Here is an 18248-nt window from a genome sequence, read left to right on the forward strand (position 1 = left end):
TATTTATATTTTTTCGAGTAATCTACATGCCAATGATACAAAGAAATGAAGCAAATTTGCATAAAAACTGGCAAAAAGAATTAGCAAATGTAGTTACCTGCCCAAAAACCTTGCTTGAAATGGTCGGTTTATCGAGCCAAGTCCATGAAAACGACCTAAAAGCCCGTAGTTTATTTCCGGTACGCGTGCCTATCCCTTTTATAAAAAAAATACGCAAAGGCGATCCAAACGATCCTCTTTTGCTACAAGTTATGCCACGCCATCAAGAATTTTTGACTAAATCGGGTTTTAATAAAGATCCCCTACTTGAGCAAGATAACGACCAACCAGGCCTTTTACATAAGTACAAATCGCGTGTTTTGGTGATGTTTAAAACCGGCTGTGCTGTAAATTGTCGTTACTGCTTTAGAAGGCATTTTCCGTATCAAGAAAACCAACTCAATAAAAAAAGTCTGCTAGAAACACTGAGCTATATAAAATCAGATAGCAATATAAACGAAGTGATTTTAAGTGGTGGCGATCCACTGATGGCCAAAGACGATGCAATAAGCTGGTTTTTGGATGAGCTTGAGCAATTACCACAAATAAAACGAATGCGAATTCATAGCCGTCTGCCAGTAGTTATACCGGCGCGAGTTACCGATGAGTTATGTGAGAGATTAGCAAAATCGCCATTAAAAATTATTTTTATTAATCACATAAACCACGCCAACGAAATAGACGCTGATTTTAAAGCAGCTATGCAAAAGCTTAAACAAGCAAACGTAACGCTTTTAAACCAAGCTGTAATTTTAAAAGATGTGAACGATACGCTCGATGCGCAAATAAATTTAAGCGAAGCGTTATTTGACGCAGACGTATTACCGTATTATTTGTATTTGCTCGATAAAGTTGAAGGGGCCAGCCACTTTGATATTAACGAAGAAGACGCTATAAAAATAATGGCAGAGCTATTAAAAGCTCTGCCTGGATTTTTAGTGCCTAAATTAGTAAGAGAAATCGGTGGTCAAAAAAGCAAAACACCTATCGATCTTAAGCTAATTTAAACGTATATATTTACGTTGTTACCCAATGATGCAGTTACCGATTTAGCCGGTGTTTGCGCACTTGACGATTGTGCAGCACCTTCAATAAGTGCAAGAGCCGCCGCGCCATCTGCTAACTGCTGCTTTTTAGATAAAGCAGCGCTGTAAAGCTCACTGCCTTGGCCTGAGCCAGAAACAGCGGGTAAACTTGTGCCTGATATATTCATATAACAAACCTGACTTTTAAATGTAATCCAAGTATTATGTCGGCAATGCAGTGCAAAGCTTTAGGAAAACCATGGATTCTATTATTGAACAACTCAATGCCAACTTAAAAATTGTTTATCGTCAGGCACTTGATGCTGACAAAAAACTCGACGAGCTTCAACAGCAAGGTCACGGTAAGTTTAAAGCCTTATTTACTGCCGATTCAGGCTTTAGCTTTGAAGCTAAACGTTTTAAGCCTTACGTACTCGACGTAGCCGCTGATGTTGAAAGCTTATCTAACGATGGTTTTGAAGAAGAAAAACTGAAAACAACCGTTATTAAGTTACAACAAATACTCACGTTGTTAGCTACTTTTAAGTAAAGCTTAAAAAATAAAAATGCCGCTATTTAGCGGCATTTTTATTTTCAGTTAATCTAAACTTGGTAATATTTGTTCACCAAACCACTCTGTTAGTAAGCGTTTTTCGTAATAAAATGATTCGTCGCGGCCCATTTTAATTTTATCCATAAAGCCCATATCTTTAAGCTCCACATCAGTATCTTTACTTAGCACTGTACCGTCGTTATCGGTTAACGAATAATTTAACTTAATGCGTGGAAAGTAAATTGGTTTTACTACACGAATTTCGTCCATACCGCCATAACGCACATCACCTGCTAAATCTAAATCTGTAAACTCTACGTTTAATTTATAGTCTTTTGGCAATTGCTCGGCTAGTTTAGCCATATGCTTTTCGAAACTTGCTACCACACTTTTGTGATATGAGCTCTTTGTTTGGTTTGACGCTCGCACATCACGATAATCATTAAAGTCATGCCATTTAACAACAGACTCACCAGCATGGGCAAGCGCAGGTAATGCAATACACATTGTTGTTGCTATTTTTTTAACTAAATTCATATCTTTCTCCAAAGAGGTAGACCAATCACAAAAGTGTAGATTGGAGTAAACCTAGCATTAGCTATTACTAGACTCATTTTAGCACTTGTTTATTAACTATAACTTAATCTTACGTATAAAGTGTTACTTGTACTGAGTAAAATGTAATCAAAAGTACTTAATTTACCGTTATTAAAAAAAGATGTTATTTAAACTATAGAAATTACAGATAAAGCATGTAAATCACCTCTATTTATGGTGAAATTAACTCAATTGATAAAAGGTACCCACGGAGCTTTCATGACTATTTTAGTAACCGGTGGCGCTGGCTATATTGGCTCGCACACTGTTTTAGAACTTTTACAGCAAGGTAACGATGTTGTTGTTATTGATAATTTAAGTAACTCATCACAAGAATCACTTGCGCGCGTAAAGAATATTACAGGCAAAGAGGCCACTTTTTACCAAGGCGATATTCTCGATAAATTCTTTTTAGATTCAGTATTTGCAAAACACACGGTTGATAGTGTTATACATTTTGCGGGCTTAAAATCAGTGGGCGAGTCGGTTGCAAAGCCCATTGAGTACTATCAAAACAATGTACAAGGTACGCTTACGCTTGTTGATGCAATGCGCGATGCTGGTGTATTTAAATTGGTATTTAGCTCGTCAGCCACGGTATACGGCGACCCTGCAAGCTTACCAATTAAAGAAGACTTTCCTGTAGGCGGTACTACTAACCCGTACGGCACATCTAAGCTGATGGTTGAGATGATGCTACAAGATATCGCCAAATCAGATGAGCGCTTTGCGTTTGCTATTTTGCGTTACTTTAACCCAGTGGGTGCACATGAGTCGGGCTTAATTGGTGAAGATCCTAATGGTATTCCAAACAACCTTTTACCGTTTATCGCACAAGTAGCGGTAGGTAAATTAAAACAGCTCGCTGTATTTGGTGATGACTACGACACAGTTGATGGCACAGGTGTACGCGACTATATACACGTTGTAGATTTAGCTATTGGCCACTTAAAAGCCCTTGATAAAATTGCCAGCAGCACGGGTGCATTAGTTTATAACCTAGGTACTGGTAACGGTTACTCTGTACTACAAATGGTTAATGCATTTATTAAAGCAAGCGATCAAGCTGTACCCTATCAGGTTTCACCTCGCCGCCCTGGTGATATTGCAGCGTGTTATGCAGCGCCAGAAAAAGCACTTAATGAACTTGGCTGGGAAGCAGTGCGCGGTATTGATGAAATGATGCAAGATACATGGCGTTGGCAGTCAAATAACCCTAACGGTTATAAGGGTTAAGTAAAACAAGCTTTGCGCTTACAATAAGTGCGCGGCATCAAGCCGCGCATACCGAGTATTTTAAACACCGAATTCAATTTTATGGCTGCGTCGTAGGCGTAGAGCTTACTCACGCGAAAAGCGCAGCTTTTAATTACTTATATCTAATATCCAATATTTAATAACGAGTATCTTCGTTATGTCTGCGCCCACTGTCTTAGCAAGTTATGATAAACCCCTGTTAATTGAATAATCTCTGGGCTATCTTCTACTTTGCTGCGCAAACTTTGAATCGACATATCTAAATCAAAGAGTAAACCACGTTTTTCGTCGCTGTTTACCATGCTCTGTAACCAAAAGAATGAGGCTAATCTGCGCCCACTTGTTACTGGCATTACACGATGTAAACTCGTTGAAGGGTACAACACCATACTGCCTGCTGGCAGCTTTACGCTGTGTGAGCCATAAGTGTCTTCAATAACAAGTTCACCGCCCTCATAGTCTTCGGGGTCATTAATAAATAACGTCATTGATACATCTGTACGAATTTTTACTGGCGTACCCGGCACTTGTCTAATCGCATTATCTACATGCACACCAAACGATTGCCCACCTTGATAACAGTTAAAAAGCGGAGGAAAAATTTTTGCGGGGAGCGCTGCCGACATAAACAAATTACTGCGCGCAAGTGCTGCCATAATAATGTCGCCAAGCTCTTGGCATTCAGGGCTATTTTCGGGTAGCTGTAAGTTATTTTTTGCTTTGGTTGATTGATGCCCTGCGGTAATACTGCCATCGGCCCACTGCGCTTTAAGCAAAACCTCATGACAATACGCCACTTCTTCTTTCGTTAGTAGCTCTGGAATTTTAACTAGCATGTGCGCCCTCTCACATTTTCATCAAATAATTAAGGGCAGAGTTAACTCTGCCCTTTTATGCCGTACTTATTTTACTCTTAGAAAGAGTAGCTCGCTGTTAAGCTAAACTTACGACCATCACCTGGTACAAAGTGTCCACCACCTAACTGATCAACGTAATCTTTATCACCTAAGTTTTCACCATTAAACTGCAGGCTCAAATCTTTTGATATGTCATACGCAACCATCAGGTCAAAAATAGTATAACCTGGCGCACGAGAACGTGTTGAAGTAGTCCCGTTGTAACGCTCACCTACATATTGCGCACCTAAACCAAACGATAATTTATCCGACATATCGTACGTAGTCCAAACACTCGCGCTATTTTTAGGCGTACGTGCAAGCTCGTTACCAATTTGAGTTGCGTCGTCGCCTAATGCTTTAGTTACTTCGCTATCTTGGTAAGTGTATGAAGCAATTACAGTCCACTCTTTAGTAATTAGCCCAGTTGCTGAAAGCTCTAAACCTTGTACGCGCTGCTCACCACCGAGTATTTCGTCACTTGAGCTATCTGCAAATGGGTCATCAGTACGGGCATTAGTTTTTTCAGTACGGAAAAGTGCAGCATTAGTTTGCAGGCGACCATCCATTAGGCTCCATTTAGTTCCTAATTCATAACTACGGCTTTCTTCTGCGTCTAAATCAGCTGCATTTGAACGCGTAGATACCGTTAGGCTTTCAGCCGATGGATTGAATGAATTACCTGCGCCTAAATATACACTGCCGTTTTCTGTAGGTTTATAAACTACAGCTGCATTCCAGCTAAATAAGTCGTCACTTGTAGAAATTAAAGCGCTTGGATCATTGTAATCGTTGTGATAATCCGTAGTGAAGCTATCAAAGCGAATTCCGCCTGTAACTTCCCACTGCTTGTTAAGTGTCACTGTATCAAATGCATAAATAGCTTGGTTTTTAGCTTTAGCTTCAATGCTTGTACCGTCACGGCCATACACACCCGTAAATGCAATTGTTGCATCAGGATTGTATAAGTCGTTGCGTATTCCATCTTCAATTAGGTTATCAGGCGTAGTTGCAACAAAGTTATGGCGTGTAAACGTTTCATTTGCAAGTTCAACACCCACTACAACATCGTGAGTAAAGCCAGCAAATTCATAGTTACCAATTAAATCAACTTGAAGTGCAGCAAGTGAATTTTCAGTATCACGTGTTTTTTCATCTGCAAAGGTAATGTCAGTGTCTGTTGTAACCGAGAAATAACGCGGTGCAGTTGTTACTGATTCACGTTTTACTTTACCTAAACGACCTTGCACACGTAACGTAGCATTTTGAGAAAAATCATACTCATAACGAGCTGTTGTTGAGTAGGCTTCAATATCTTCGTAATCACGATAAATATTACCGTAAAAGTTATCAAAATCGACAGGAGAAGGTGAGCGCGCGCTATCTGCAAGTTCAGCTACAGGCGTATCGCTGTAAACCCACGGAATGCCGTAATCTGGTAAATTATCTTGGCGTTGATACTCTAGGTTTAAATCAAAACGGCTGTTTGTACCAAGCCCTGTTGCAAATGCAAACGCAACAGCATTTGTTTCGTTTTCAATATGGTCACGACCTGCAACATCACCTTTATCAGTAAGAAGGTTTATACGTAGTGCGCTTGTATCGTTTACTTGAATGTTAGTATCAAAACGACCACGGTAATCGTTTTCTGTGCCTAAACGTAGCGAAACGTCGTTAAAATTGTCTAACTTCGCCTTTTTACTTTCTAAATTAACACTACCACCTGTTGCGCCACGACCAGAAACAGCTGAACCTGGGCCTTTTGCAACTTCAACGGCTTCAATGTTGTAAATATCGCGTGTGTAACCTGCAACATCACGAATACCATCTACAAAAATATCATTTGTAGCACTAAAACCACGAATCGACATGCTGTCGCCAGTAGGTGAACCACCCTCACCTGCTGCTAAAGAAATACCTGAAACATTACGCAAAGCATCACGTAAGCTATCTACGTTTCTATCTTTCATTACCGCTTGGTTAATTACCGTTACAGTTTTAGCTGTATCAAGTAGCGGTTGAGTGTATTTATGCGACGTTGATTTTTCAACAACATAGCTAGACTCGGTTTTAGTTTCTGCTTTAGTTACCGATAGTTCTTGAACATCCTGTGCACTTGCCCAAGTTGAAAGCGTTGCCGTAACAACCGCTGCAATTGGCTTTATGTAGGCATTCCCTTTATTCGATGGCTTACTCATGGTTACTCCGTAGTTTTTATTAAGCACTTAACTATTGTTAATTTAAGGTACATATTTAATTTCGGCGAAATCCTACCACTCAAACAACGCAATGTAAACGATAACTGTTATCAATTGCATTGTTATGTAAATTCCTATATTGTATACACACTCAAAAATTAACAGTAATTACGTCCCTGTAATTGCTTGTCGTAACTTTCAGGATTGTTGTTAAGTAATGCGAAGCTTAATTAAACCAATTAGCGTAGTTATCGCGCTTTGTAGCACCATGGCAGTAAAAGCCGACACTGTTAGTGAGCTAGAACAACTCGTTAATAAATGGCTACAAATAGAAAATCAAAACACAGAATTAAATACTCATTGGCTTGAACAAAAAAGCAGTATGGAGCAAACCTTAACGCTTCTTAATGCCGAGCAGCAGCAACTTAGCGAGCTTAATCAGCGTAGAAAAAAAAGCACCAGTGAGCTTGCCCAAAAACGCGAACAACTTGTTACTAAGCAATCAGAACTTGAAAATGATCAACAGCAATTAAATGATCAACTAGCACGTATCTCTCAGCAATTACTTTCATTACAAGTGCAACTCCCCCCGCCACTTTTAAGTAGTTGGAAAAACGCCGGTGATTTAAGCGACTCACAACTCCGTACAACTGACAAATTACAAACAGCGCTAAAAATGCTGACTCTACTTAATGATTTTCAACAACGTATTTCAATTCACGAAATGGCTATTAAGCATCCTGACGGGCAAGAAGTGTGGGTAAAGCAGCTTTATTTAGGTGCAGCACAAGCATGGTTTGTAAGCGAAGATTTAAGTTACGTAGGTATTGGTTTTCCAAGTGACTTAGGTTGGCAGTGGGAATTTGACCCAAGCATTAATGCAGAACAAGTTGCACTGGGTATTGCTGTACAGCAAAAAAAGCGCGCTGCTGATTGGGTAACACTCCCAATATTAAGTTATGTAAATAAAAACCAGCAGGGGGCTAAATAATGGCTACTAACAGCATAATTAAAGTATTTAGCGCCACAGTGTTACTTTTAAGTGCAAACATTTCTTTTGCAGCTAGCAGTGATGATGCTAAACAAAGTATTTTAAGTGATATTAAAACAGCGCAACGTACTCTAAATAAAACTCAAAATAGTATTTCAAAAGGGCAAGCTACCCTTGCAAAGCAAATTTTTACCAAGCAGCAATCGCTCAGTAAATTACGCGAACAAGCCGCAGTTAATCGCCGCCTAGCTGACGAAAACACATTAAGCCTCGATCAGTTACAAACCCGATTAGACACTTGGCAACAGCAACAGCAATATCAATTAAACTTACTTAGCCGTTTTGTGCGCCAAAATACCAGCAATAGTGCCGGTAATAGTGCAGGCAATGGTTCAGGCAATAACAACGCGACTAATAACCAAAACGAGTTATTAAGCCGCGTTATATCGCAAATTAATAATCAAGAACAGGCACTTTATCCACAGTTTAAAAAGCAATCGGTTGTACTAAGTAATGGCGAATTAAGCCAAGCTAATACCCTTCAAGTAGGCCCTGTTGCATGGTTTAGTACGCAAACACCTAAACTTATGGGTTTATTAAATTTGGATGATGAATCTAATGCATTAAAAGTAGCGTTAGTACAATCAACAAGTGACGATAACCCACTCGATAATACTTTAAAGCAAAACGGTGTAGGCTCAACATTACTTAGTTTTGATCCTAGTTTAACGCACTTAGTGACTAGCCAAGCCCAACAAGAAAGCCCGCTTGAACACTTAGAAAAAGGCGGCTTGTGGGCTATCCCTATTATTTTGTTTGCCTGCTTTGCACTAACCATTGCGCTATTAAAAGCCGCACAGCTACTACGTTTAAGTAAAATTAAAATGCACTCTCAAATGCAATTACAGCAATTTTTTAAAGCTGAAAATAGCAATGAATTTGCAGGCATGCAGCAGCAGTTATTTAACTTAACGCTGCAAAGCGAAAAAGGCCAAGTACGAGACGACCAATTATTTAATCAGTTAATTCATGATAAGCATAAACTCGATAACTTTATTGGCGCTATTGCCGTTACGGCTGCAGTAGCCCCATTACTCGGGTTATTAGGCACTGTTAGCGGCATGATCGAAACATTTAAAATGATGACCTTGTTTGGCTCAGGTGACCCAGAAGTTGTATCGGGCGGTATCGCACAAGCACTTATAACAACCGAATTGGGTTTAGTCGTTGCCATCCCTGCATTGGTATTAAATGCATTGCTATCACGTAAAGCAAAAGCGTACTACAGCCAGCTCGAAGGCTTTGCATTACAGCTAAGTCAACTAGAAAAAGGAGAGACCAATGTTTGAAAAAATCGTTAGTAACCCTATTTGCTGGTGTATTCTTTTACTCGCTTTATTTGTATACCAGCTGATTTTTCATGACTTACTGCACCTTAAACAATACCAAGCGCAGCGTAAAGGTTACTGGCAAGAGGTAAGCTCTATTTTAACTGCAGCGCTTCCGCTACTTGGTTTATTAGGCACCATTGTTGGTTTGCTTGATACATTTAAAGTAATGGCGCTGGGCCATAACGAGTTAATGAGTGACGCCATTGGTGATGCATTACTAACAACTCAATTGGGCCTTGTGTGCGCTATTCCCGCGTGGTTAATGCAAGCGTATTTAGCGTATTCGCAGCGTAATCCTAAATTACATACGTTAAGTAAACAGTTAGGGTAACACTATGCAATCACGATTAAAGCACAAGCTAGAGCAAGAAGCGGGGCAACATATCGATATGTCGCCGCTACTTGATGTAGTATTTATATTGCTAATATTTTTTATTGTTACAACCGTATTTGTACGCGAAAGCGGTGTTGAGGTTGATAAACCACAAGCCGTATCGGCCAGTCGTCTTGAGCAGCAAGTTATATTTTTAGCAATAACCGACTCTCAACAAGTATTTTTTGATGGCAGCCAAATTGGTGTTGCTGGTGTACGTAGTAGTGTCGAGCAAATGTTAAAACAGCAACAACGCCCTGTGGTTATTCAAGCTGATAAAACAGTACCTACTGAGTTACTTGTTCAAGTAATTGACGAAGCAAAGCTGGCAGGTGCGGCGAAAGTTAACTTAGCTACGAAGCAATAATATGCACACGATTGACTCGTCTCAAAAAACAAAAAACAATCGCCATCCACTTTTTGCATTTGGCCTTAGCCTCATTGTACTTAGTGCTGCATTACTACTTTTATGGCTTGGACAACTTGCCGAACACCATATACAAGACAAAGTGGTTGTACGTGAGATTGCCATGGTGGCACTGCCACCTCCTCCTCCGCCATCAATATCGCAACAGCAAACAAGTGAGCCAATGCAAAGCTTAGCGGTAGAAGGTGCAGGCGCGTCTATTCAAGCCGTAAAAATTAAGATCAACAGCAATTTAAGTATTGTAAAACCCGATACACCTAGCGTAAAAGTAAGCGCGCCACAATGGCAATCAATGAGTGTAAATTGGGATGCATTTAGCTTAAATCAACTCGATGGTCTCCCCACTTTGCTTACTCCCGTCAAGGCCGTTTTACCAAAAAGCTTAACCCGCCGAGGTGTTGATGTATTTACTGTAAAACTCGATGTATTTATTGATGAAAGTGGCAAGGTAAGTTTAATTGAGGTAGTACAAAACCCATACCCTGAACTTAAACCAGCTATCGACAAAATTATTAAACAAAGCCGCTTTAGTGCACCTAAAAAAGAAGGTGAAACCGTACGCGCTCGCTTTATTTGGCCAATCGAATTTAAACCTTAAGCCTATTAAAATGAAAAACATGAATATATTTAAAACGCTAAAACCATTAACTTCCGCACTGTTGACGACTGTAATGTGTTCATTACCTTTAGTAAGTGCAAGTAGCGTACATGCAAGCGCTGCCAGTGATACTAATGCGCCACTAAAAGTAACGTTATCGCCTAGCGATCCAACATGGCAGTTGGCTATAAATAATAAATTACTGGGTCCTACAGAGGTCCTTATTGAGCCGACCGAGCGCGGTTTTGCTCGCCAAGTGCAACCACTGTTACAAGCAGGTAATTACAGTGAAGTCGCTGCGCTATTTAAAGGCCGTGATATAAGCCAAGATAGCACTGCTTTAAACTTGTTACGTGCACAAGTTTTGCTTTCAACTAAAGACTTTAATAACGCTGAACAAGCTTACTTAGCGTGTTTAAAAGCTTCACCTGATTTAGTAAAAGCACACCAAGGTTTGAGCCTTTTATACATGCAACAAGCAAAGTATGACAAAGCACAAACACACTTAGTACGCACTATTGAACTTGGTCAGGCTGATGCACAAAGTTATGCGCAACTTGCTTATATACACGTGCAGCACAGCCAACCTTGGAGCGCAGTAGCGGCGTACCGCCAAGCACTGATGCTAGCGCCAGAAACAAGCCAATATCAACAAGGGCTATTGTTTGCGTTAATTGAATCGGGTGATTTAAGCCAGGCAAGTGCATTACTAAAAGAATTACTTAATAAAAGCCCTGATAAAGCTGAACTTTGGCTGCAACGTGCACAAATAGCGTTACAACTTGATCAAAAAAAGCAAGCGCTTGCTGCTATTGAAGTGGCCTTAAAACTCAACCCTAAAGATACCAGCAACCAGCTTTTAGCAGCCCAGCTGCACTTAAGTGAAGGTAGCAGTGAACGCGCTGTTAGTTTATTAAAGCAAGGTTTAAAATACGCCACTAAACAGCAGCAAGTTGAGGTTATTAATACCACGATGCAAACTTTAGGCTGGCTTGTGTCTCAACAAAAATGGGATTTAGCTAAAGATCTAATAGGCAGCGCAAAAAGATTAACTAAGCAACTACCCCGTGATGAACAAGCCCAGTTTTCTGTATACAGCGCACAAATTGCTATGCAACAAGGTAATACTAAACGTGCTCTTAAAAGCTTAAATAACGCACTTAAAATAAACCCGAATTTAGGTGATGCCCTACTTAGTTTAGCGAGTATATATCGCAGTAAAAGCCAACTTACCCAAGCAAAACTTATGTACGTTCGTGCACAAGCCCTACCTGATTACCAACTATCGGCGTGGCTTGGATTATCGCAAATAGCGATTGATTCTAAAGACTACTCGAGCGCGCTAAAGCATCTTAGAAAAGCATTACAAGCTAACCCACAACGCCAAGACTTAATTACTAATATTCGCGCCCTTGAGAATATAGTGCGCCAAGAGGGGTAAGTTTAAGCCGTGGTTAAACTTTCATGTAGACACAGCTTGCTGGCGTGATGGGCAAAGCTCGTAATTTCTATGCTTAAATGTTTTCTCATTTACTCCTCATTGTGCAATAAGATCTTAAGTGATTTATTCACAAAGAGGTTTAGAGGGAGCTGCGCTTCTCACGAGAGCAAGCTCGTTTACAATATATTTTAAAGCGTTACCAATTTTGCATTTCGACTATGCGTGATTGTGTGCGTGCATATTCAAAGCTCAACTTTTTACCTTTATACAAATGTTCAATGTCGGTTTGCGCATTTATTACCAGCAATTTATGGCAATCGTAAAACTCATCTACTAAGGCAATAAAGCGCCGTGCTTCGTCGTCAAATGTGTGCTCATCAAGCGTTTGTTTTTCGCGTTGGTAGCTATCTTCTATACCGTGAACAATAACTTTACCCGTTGCTTTAACACCCATTTGCGGCACGTTCGATACATATAACACATCAAATTGCGTTGCTAAAAACATATAATCGTTAGCACTGCGTGGGCCTGAACATAGCGCCATAAAATCAATCATCAAGGCGTTATCGGCTCTTAATAAATAAGGTAAATCGCGCCCATGCACACTAACTGTATTGCTGCATGTTACAGCCGGATACGAAGCTAAAAACTTATTTTCAAAATCGTGAGTTGATAAATTAATAAAATAGTGACGACTGTTTTTACCATATCTAAAGCGGTGATCGTCCTCCCCTGCCACGTTAATTATATGGCAATGGTTATTAATTAAATCGATAGTAGGTAAAAATCGCGCCCGTTGCAGGCCGTTGTAATAAAGCTGCTCTGGCTTTGCGTTCGATGTGGCCACCAGCACAACACCTTGTTCAAACAACGCATTAAACAATCTGGCCATAATCATGGCATCGCCAATGTCGCTCACAAAAAACTCGTCAAAACATAGTACTCGAATACTTTTAGCCCACTGTTTTGCAATTAGGATTAGTGGATTTTTTTGACCTTGTAGCTGCGAAAGTTGGGCATGCACTTGTGCTATAAAATGATGAAAATGCAGCCGCTGCTTTTGCTCAATAGGTAGGTTTTTATAAAATAAATCCATTAACATGGATTTACCACGCCCTACGGGTCCGTATAAATAAACACCTTTTATTAAAGTCGCTTTTTGCCACCATGATGTGTGAGCTTGAAGTTGCTCGCTTAGCGTATTTAAAGCTTCCACTGCATTTTGCTGCGCAGCATCAAAACACAGTTCACCTGTGTCTATTTTTGCTTGGTAAAGGCTTAAAATTTGTGTGCTGTGCACTGTCATGGTATTTCACTATCGGCTATAATCCCGCCCATTGTAGCCGACTAAAAATGTGAACCAAAATGAAATTCCCTTGCCGCTTAGATAAATTTATTAGCCACTTAGCTGAAATACCGCGTACCCAAGCTCGCGCGAATATTAAGCGAAAAGAAGTAAGCGTTAATGGCGAAGTAATCACATCACATAATTTTCAGCTAGCCCAGCAAGATGAAGTACTGTACCAAGGTACACCTTTGGTATTTTTAGGTAAGCGTTATTACATGCTAAACAAACCTGTTGGCTATGTATGTGCTAACAGCGACGAGCTACATAAAACTGTTTTTGACTTACTTGATGAGCCAAATATGAGTGACTTTCATGTGGCAGGTCGCCTTGATATAGATACCACAGGGTTAGTTATTATTACTAATGATGGCGATTGGTCACATAAAATTACGTCGCCTAAAAGCAATAAATTTAAAACCTACCTCGTCGAAACCCAAGAGCCGATTACCGATGAAGCGCTTGAGCAATTACGTACAGGCGTCATGCTGCATAACGAAAAAGATTTAACCCGCCCAGCTATAGCAGAGAGACTTGCTAATTACGGCCTGCGTTTATCAATAAGTGAAGGTAAATATCATCAAGTTAAGCGTATGCTTTACGCTGTAGATAACAAAGTAGTTGAGTTACATCGCGAGCAGATTGCGGGAATTACCCTAGATGAAAACTTGGCCAGTGGTGAATATCGATTATTAACAGCGCAAGAAATTAAGCTATAAAAGCGCTTTAAAGGAGCCTAAGGCTTGGATTATTAGTTAAAACAATATAGCCAAACTTTTACTTGAGCCTTTTAACTTGCTCCACTAAAATAGCGCCCTTCAAAATTACTAAGGTCGGCCGTGTTAGTTAACTACAACCCCCCTATGAATCCGTATTTAACAATACTTTTTCAGGATGACGACTTACTGATAGTTAATAAGCCAAGTGAGTTATTAACTGTCCCAGGTAAAGATCCTAAACATGCCGACAGCTTAATTAATCGTGTTAATCGTGTTTTTCCAACAGCAAGAATAGTGCACCGCTTAGATATGGCGACTTCTGGCATACTGTGCCTTGCCATGAATAAAGCAGCGCACAGACATTTAAGTATGCAGTTTCAAGAGCGCGAAACAGCTAAACGTTACATAGCACGTGTATACGGACAACTTGAAGCTGAAACAGGATCAGTAGATTTACCCCTTATTTGTGATTGGCCTAATCGCCCAAAACAAATGGTTGATCACGACAGAGGTAAACCTTCGCTTACGCATTTCAAAATACTTGAGCGTGAAGAAAATGCAACCCGTGTAGAGCTAACTCCCATCACTGGTCGCTCGCATCAACTACGTGTGCATATGTTAAGCCTTGGTCATCCTATTTTAGGTGATAGACTTTACGCCCACAAAGAGGCACTTGCTGCTGCTCCTCGCTTACAATTACATGCACAAATGCTGCAATTAAAGCACCCCGTAACTGAGCAAGTACTTACTTTTGAAGCCGAATTAGAGTTTTAACAGGTTCAAATTCACTAGCTAATTCGCTCTATCTATTAAACTTTTAGATAACCTTGCCGATACCTAACTAATTGTCATTAGTTAGGTGCGTTATGCTATTTTCACGGTTTTTAAAAAGGGCTTTTTATATACAGCTCAGCTGTGCGCTACTTTTAGCTAACCCCATCAGCGCGGCTGAACATATTGCTCCACCTAATCTATCAAGCATTGAAAGTAGCGACATTGAGCGACTACTTCCAAGTAATGAAATAAAGCCTATATTGGCGGGAGAAACAGAATTTTTAAGCCTTTACAGCGAGTATATGAGTAGTAATTTTAGAGGTATCGTAATACTTATACCCGATTGGCACTCTTCACCTACCAATAATTCAGGTATGAGCTACTTGCGCAAAGAGCTTAATAATTTAGGTTACAGCACCTACGCAATGACAGTACCCGACATTGACTGGCAAGCAAGTAAAATGGCCGAAGCAATGCCCAGCGAAACCGAAGCTGCGCCTAGTAAAGCCGAGGAACCTGCATCACCCGACACAGCAACAAACGCACAACCGCAGCCTGCAAAAATAAAAGAAGAACCTCATTACGTTAATGCAATTGAAAAAGTAACTGACGACATACTTGATAACTATAAAATAAATCTCATTTCTCGATTTAATGCGCTGTATCAAACCGCTATGGAAGATTCGAGTAATATAGTGGTTATAGCACAAGGCACGAGTGCAGGTGTGTTATTGGAGTACTATGCAGATTTTCCGGACGAGAGAGTTGAGGCATTTATCAGTTTAAGTAGTTACTTACCTAATACCAAGCGTAACGAAAGCTTGAGCCAAACAGCATCACTTGTTACACCCGCCTTACTTGATATTTACTATGCAAATGACAGCACAGACATTTTAATGAGCCTTAAAAATCGTCAGCGCTGGGTTGACCGAAATGCAAAATTTGATTACCGCCAACGCCAGTTGTTTGGCTTGCGCGATCAACCCGATCAACACGCACGCCTAACAAAAGAAATAGACGGTTTTTTACGCCGACTTTTTTAAATACTCATAAGCGGCTTGAATATCTTGGCTCTTTTTAACAGCCAATTCCATCATGTGTTTTGGTAAACCTTGCGATACTAATTTATCTGGATGATGTTGCGACATAAGTTTACGGTACGCTACTTTTATATCACGCTGCGTTGCATCGCTACTTAAGCCTAATAACGCCAATGCTTGCGCACGGTTCATATTATTATTTGGCGGTACATGGTGGCCAGAACCCTCACGGTAACTACTACTTTGACCTTGGTTTTGTTGCTGCTGATTAAAGCGTTGTTGTTGCTTTCTAAAGTTAAACTCTGCTTGGTAGCGCTTTAATACAAATGCAAAGTGTGTTTTAGAAATGCCTAGCTGTTTACTTACTTCTGCTAATAATTGCTTTTCTTGTTCGGCTAATACCCCGTCAGAAAACGCCATTTGAATTTGTATTTCTAAAAATAACTGTATTAGATCGTTTCGTTTAGCAAAGCGTTCTTTAAAATCGTGTACTGTTTCTTTAAGTGAAAAGTCGCTCTCTTTACCTGACTGAAATGCATGCTGTGCTTCACGGCGTTCTTCGCCCTTTAAGCCCATTTCATCCATAAACAAGTTAGCCGCTTTTATATGTACTTCGCTGACTCGACCGTTCGACTTGGCAATGTGCCCCATGACAGCAAAGCAGCTTGAAAAGAATAAAGCTTGGCGCTCGTGAACATCGTCACCACTAAATAAGCTAGAAAAGCCGCCTGCTTTATCAAAGTTATTTTTTAAGCTTTTATCAAATAAATGACCTAGGTATAAACCTAAAATGGCACCAAATATTTTGCCAAACATAAAGCCAAAACAAAAACCGAGAATTTTTCCCCACATCTATAATACTGCCTTCTTAAAAATTGAGTTGTTACGCCTCAAGGCGCGTGTTTAATTGGTTTAAACGCTCTGGTGTACCAATGTCATCCCACTGCCCTATATAGAGCTCAGTAGAGACTAAATGTTCATTTAGCTTTTCACGTAAAATAGGCCCTAAAGGGCGAATACCTTGCTTTAAGCCTTTAAAAAAATCAGCCTGATAGCGGCCAATCCCTGAAAATGTATATTTTTGACTCTCGGCCGATAAATGGCTCAATGCAAAGTCGCCATCTAGATTGTGTGGCGGGTTTTCTATAAGCACTATGTGCGCCTCACCGGGTTGTAAATGAAGTTGCATTAGCGAACTTACATCATAGTCAGTGTATACATCGCCATTTACTACAATGAACGAGTCGCCCAACAGCGGTAACGCTTCAATAATACCGCCGGCTGTTTCAAGGCCACCTTCAACTTCTTGGCTGTAAAGTATATTTACGCCAAATTGACTGCCATCTTTAAAGTAGTCTTTTATTTTATCACCCTGCCACGCAAGGTTTATTACAATATCGGTAATGCCGGCAGCTTTAAGATTATTTATATGGTGCTCAATAAGTGGTTTTTGTGCCACTTTTAACATTGGCTTTGGCATATTTTGCGTAAGCGGCATCATACGCTGTCCGCGCCCTGCAGCTAAAATTATCGCTTTCATGAGCGCTCCTTTGCCAACTTTTCAGTCACTTTTGGCACTATGGTATTTTTTGTCCACTCACTCAATGCTTTTAGCTCTGGGTAATTTGCCGCTACTTCAATAATATAATCAAGCGTCGGTAAAATATTATCTAAATAGCCTGTTTTACCGTCGCGCAAATATAATCGACAAAATATACCCGCAGCTTTTAAGTGGCGCTGTAATCCGGTTAAATCAAACCAATATTTAAACTCATCAAATGAAGTGTTAGCCAGTAAATTTTGAGCCGTAAATTCTTGATAAGCAAAATCAAGCAAGCTTGTTAACTCTTTTTGAGGCAGTTTAAAATAGCAATCGCGTAGTAGCGATACTAAATCGTAGCAAAGTGGCCCGCGTACCGCGTCTTGATAATCTATAATTGCCCACTGGCCGTTACTGTTCATAATATTACGGCTATGGTAATCGCGATGAACAGTAACAGTGGGTTGCTCAAGCATGGCCTTTATTAATAGCTCTGAACTTGTTTGCCACATTACGTTTTGCTCTGCGCTTAGTGGCTCATTAATAAAATCATTCACTAACCATTGGCTAAATATATCAAGCTCTAGTGTTATAAAACCTTCGTTATACGCTTGCATAGCAGGAGCTGCCGGCGTTTTAGCCCATTGAGCACTTAAACTAATTAGTGCTTTATAGTGCTCGGTGCGGTTTGCATCATCAAGCATATCGGCTAGGTGCGTACTCCCTAAATCACTCAGAACAAAAAAGCCCTGTTTCTCATCACTTGCAATAATAGTAGGAAGTAAAAAGCCTTGTTCAACAAACACCTGATTTAGCGAAATGTAAGGTTCGTTATTCACTTTTTTTGGATCTGAGTCCATCACTATTAAATGCTTATTATCGTGATTTAAACGGTAATAACGGCGAAAGCTAGCATCACCCGTGATCGCGTTTAAAGTATGCGACTTGGCATTAAGCTGTGTGTTTATAAATTGTTGTAAATTCTCAAAGCGTGTCATTTTATAAGATATCTATTTTTCACTAAGTTAATTAGGTCAATTACTG

Annotated in this window: 20 protein-coding genes; 12 read left to right on the plus strand and 8 right to left on the minus strand. The window is 40.1% G+C overall.

The window, feature by feature from the left end; genetic code table 11:
- The first annotated feature begins 32 nt into the window (after positions 1–32).
- Positions 33–1046 carry an EF-P beta-lysylation protein EpmB gene (gene epmB, locus P20429_RS05700; RefSeq protein ID WP_033026995.1) on the plus strand — a complete coding sequence of 338 codons (1014 nt, stop codon included), beginning with the start codon at positions 33–35 and terminating at the stop codon, positions 1044–1046.
- On the opposite strand, the gene P20429_RS05695 is transcribed toward epmB, so the two are convergent.
- Positions 1043–1252 (minus strand): hypothetical protein, encoded by a 210-nt coding sequence (locus P20429_RS05695; protein WP_002960797.1) that lies wholly within the window; start codon positions 1250–1252, stop codon positions 1043–1045. The genes epmB and P20429_RS05695 overlap by 4 nt on opposite strands.
- A gap of 71 nt (positions 1253–1323) precedes the next feature.
- Between P20429_RS05695 and P20429_RS05690 the strand changes: the two genes are divergently transcribed.
- The gene (locus P20429_RS05690; RefSeq protein WP_007585044.1) at positions 1324–1614 is read left to right on the plus strand and encodes a hypothetical protein; all 291 of its coding nucleotides are present in this window, start codon (positions 1324–1326) and stop codon (positions 1612–1614) included.
- A 48-nt stretch (positions 1615–1662) separates the two neighbouring features.
- Here the strand turns inward: P20429_RS05690 and P20429_RS05685 are convergent, their stop codons facing one another.
- Positions 1663–2154 (minus strand): DUF3016 domain-containing protein, encoded by a 492-nt coding sequence (locus P20429_RS05685; protein ID WP_007585045.1) that lies wholly within the window; start codon positions 2152–2154, stop codon positions 1663–1665.
- A 279-nt stretch (positions 2155–2433) separates the two neighbouring features.
- Here P20429_RS05685 and galE point away from each other — a divergent pair, with 279 nt between their 5' ends.
- On the plus strand, positions 2434–3450 hold the full coding sequence (gene galE / locus P20429_RS05680) for a UDP-glucose 4-epimerase GalE (protein ID WP_007585049.1): 1017 nt from the start codon (positions 2434–2436) through the stop codon (positions 3448–3450).
- 176 nt (positions 3451–3626) lie between these two features.
- Here the strand turns inward: galE and P20429_RS05675 are convergent, their stop codons facing one another.
- Together P20429_RS05675 and P20429_RS05670 are read right to left on the minus strand one after the other, a co-directional pair.
- Entirely contained in the window at positions 3627–4307 is a 681-nt protein-coding gene (locus tag P20429_RS05675; protein WP_007585050.1) for a Fe2+-dependent dioxygenase, read from the minus strand.
- 77 nt (positions 4308–4384) lie between these two features.
- The gene (locus tag P20429_RS05670) at positions 4385–6565 is read right to left on the minus strand and encodes a TonB-dependent siderophore receptor (RefSeq protein ID WP_007585052.1); all 2181 of its coding nucleotides are present in this window, start codon (positions 6563–6565) and stop codon (positions 4385–4387) included.
- Positions 6566–6782: 217 nt separating this feature from the next.
- On the opposite strand from P20429_RS05670, the gene P20429_RS05665 reads away from it, so the two are divergent.
- The 6 genes from P20429_RS05665 to P20429_RS05640 are packed head-to-tail and all read left to right on the plus strand — an operon-like array spanning position 6783 to position 11786.
- Positions 6783–7556, plus strand: a complete 774-nt coding sequence (locus tag P20429_RS05665; protein WP_007585054.1) for a DUF3450 family protein — start codon at positions 6783–6785, stop codon at positions 7554–7556.
- The gene (locus tag P20429_RS05660) at positions 7556–8905 is read left to right on the plus strand and encodes a MotA/TolQ/ExbB proton channel family protein (RefSeq protein WP_007585057.1); all 1350 of its coding nucleotides are present in this window, start codon (positions 7556–7558) and stop codon (positions 8903–8905) included. Before P20429_RS05665 ends, P20429_RS05660 begins: the two co-directional genes overlap by 1 nt.
- Complete coding sequence (locus tag P20429_RS05655) at positions 8898–9278, plus strand: MotA/TolQ/ExbB proton channel family protein (protein WP_002960812.1); 381 nt, start codon at positions 8898–8900, stop codon at positions 9276–9278. The genes P20429_RS05660 and P20429_RS05655 overlap by 8 nt, the downstream gene beginning before the upstream one ends.
- 4 nt (positions 9279–9282) lie before the next feature.
- Positions 9283–9687, plus strand: coding sequence for a biopolymer transporter ExbD (locus P20429_RS05650; protein WP_007585059.1), 405 nt, complete (start codon positions 9283–9285; stop codon positions 9685–9687).
- A gap of 1 nt (position 9688) precedes the next feature.
- Entirely contained in the window at positions 9689–10345 is a 657-nt protein-coding gene (locus tag P20429_RS05645; RefSeq protein ID WP_007585060.1) for an energy transducer TonB, read from the plus strand.
- 19 nt (positions 10346–10364) lie between these two features.
- The gene (locus tag P20429_RS05640) at positions 10365–11786 is read left to right on the plus strand and encodes a lipopolysaccharide assembly protein LapB (protein ID WP_033026996.1); all 1422 of its coding nucleotides are present in this window, start codon (positions 10365–10367) and stop codon (positions 11784–11786) included.
- A gap of 196 nt (positions 11787–11982) precedes the next feature.
- Here the strand turns inward: P20429_RS05640 and zapE are convergent, their stop codons facing one another.
- Entirely contained in the window at positions 11983–13092 is a 1110-nt protein-coding gene (gene zapE, locus P20429_RS05635; protein ID WP_007585062.1) for a cell division protein ZapE, read from the minus strand.
- A gap of 59 nt (positions 13093–13151) precedes the next feature.
- Between zapE and rsuA the strand changes: the two genes are divergently transcribed.
- The 3 genes from rsuA (at position 13152) to P20429_RS05620 (ending at position 15667) form a co-directional block, all read left to right on the plus strand.
- On the plus strand, positions 13152–13850 hold the full coding sequence (gene rsuA / locus P20429_RS05630) for a 16S rRNA pseudouridine(516) synthase RsuA (RefSeq protein WP_007585073.1): 699 nt from the start codon (positions 13152–13154) through the stop codon (positions 13848–13850).
- A gap of 120 nt (positions 13851–13970) precedes the next feature.
- Entirely contained in the window at positions 13971–14624 is a 654-nt protein-coding gene (rluA, locus tag P20429_RS05625; RefSeq protein WP_007585075.1) for a bifunctional tRNA pseudouridine(32) synthase/23S rRNA pseudouridine(746) synthase RluA, read from the plus strand.
- 92 nt (positions 14625–14716) lie between these two features.
- Positions 14717–15667, plus strand: coding sequence for a DUF3530 family protein (locus P20429_RS05620; RefSeq protein WP_007585077.1), 951 nt, complete (start codon positions 14717–14719; stop codon positions 15665–15667).
- Here the strand turns inward: P20429_RS05620 and djlA are convergent.
- From djlA to P20429_RS05605, 3 genes are read right to left on the minus strand one after another with little or no spacing between them, the layout of a single operon-like run.
- Positions 15650–16516, minus strand: coding sequence for a co-chaperone DjlA (gene djlA, locus P20429_RS05615; RefSeq protein WP_007585079.1), 867 nt, complete (start codon positions 16514–16516; stop codon positions 15650–15652). The two genes, P20429_RS05620 and djlA, sit on opposite strands and share 18 nt — an antisense overlap.
- 31 nt (positions 16517–16547) lie before the next feature.
- Complete coding sequence (gene murU / locus P20429_RS05610; protein ID WP_007585081.1) at positions 16548–17204, minus strand: N-acetylmuramate alpha-1-phosphate uridylyltransferase MurU; 657 nt, start codon at positions 17202–17204, stop codon at positions 16548–16550.
- Positions 17201–18202: an aminoglycoside phosphotransferase family protein gene (locus P20429_RS05605; protein WP_007585083.1), complete on the minus strand. Its 1002-nt coding sequence runs from the start codon at positions 18200–18202 to the stop codon at positions 17201–17203. The genes murU and P20429_RS05605 overlap by 4 nt, the downstream gene beginning before the upstream one ends.
- Between the last annotated feature and the right edge of the window lie 46 nt (positions 18203–18248).

The organism is Pseudoalteromonas sp. BSi20429, from assembly GCF_000238895.1.
In the GTDB taxonomy this organism is placed as follows: Bacteria; Pseudomonadota; Gammaproteobacteria; order Enterobacterales; family Alteromonadaceae; genus Pseudoalteromonas; species Pseudoalteromonas arctica.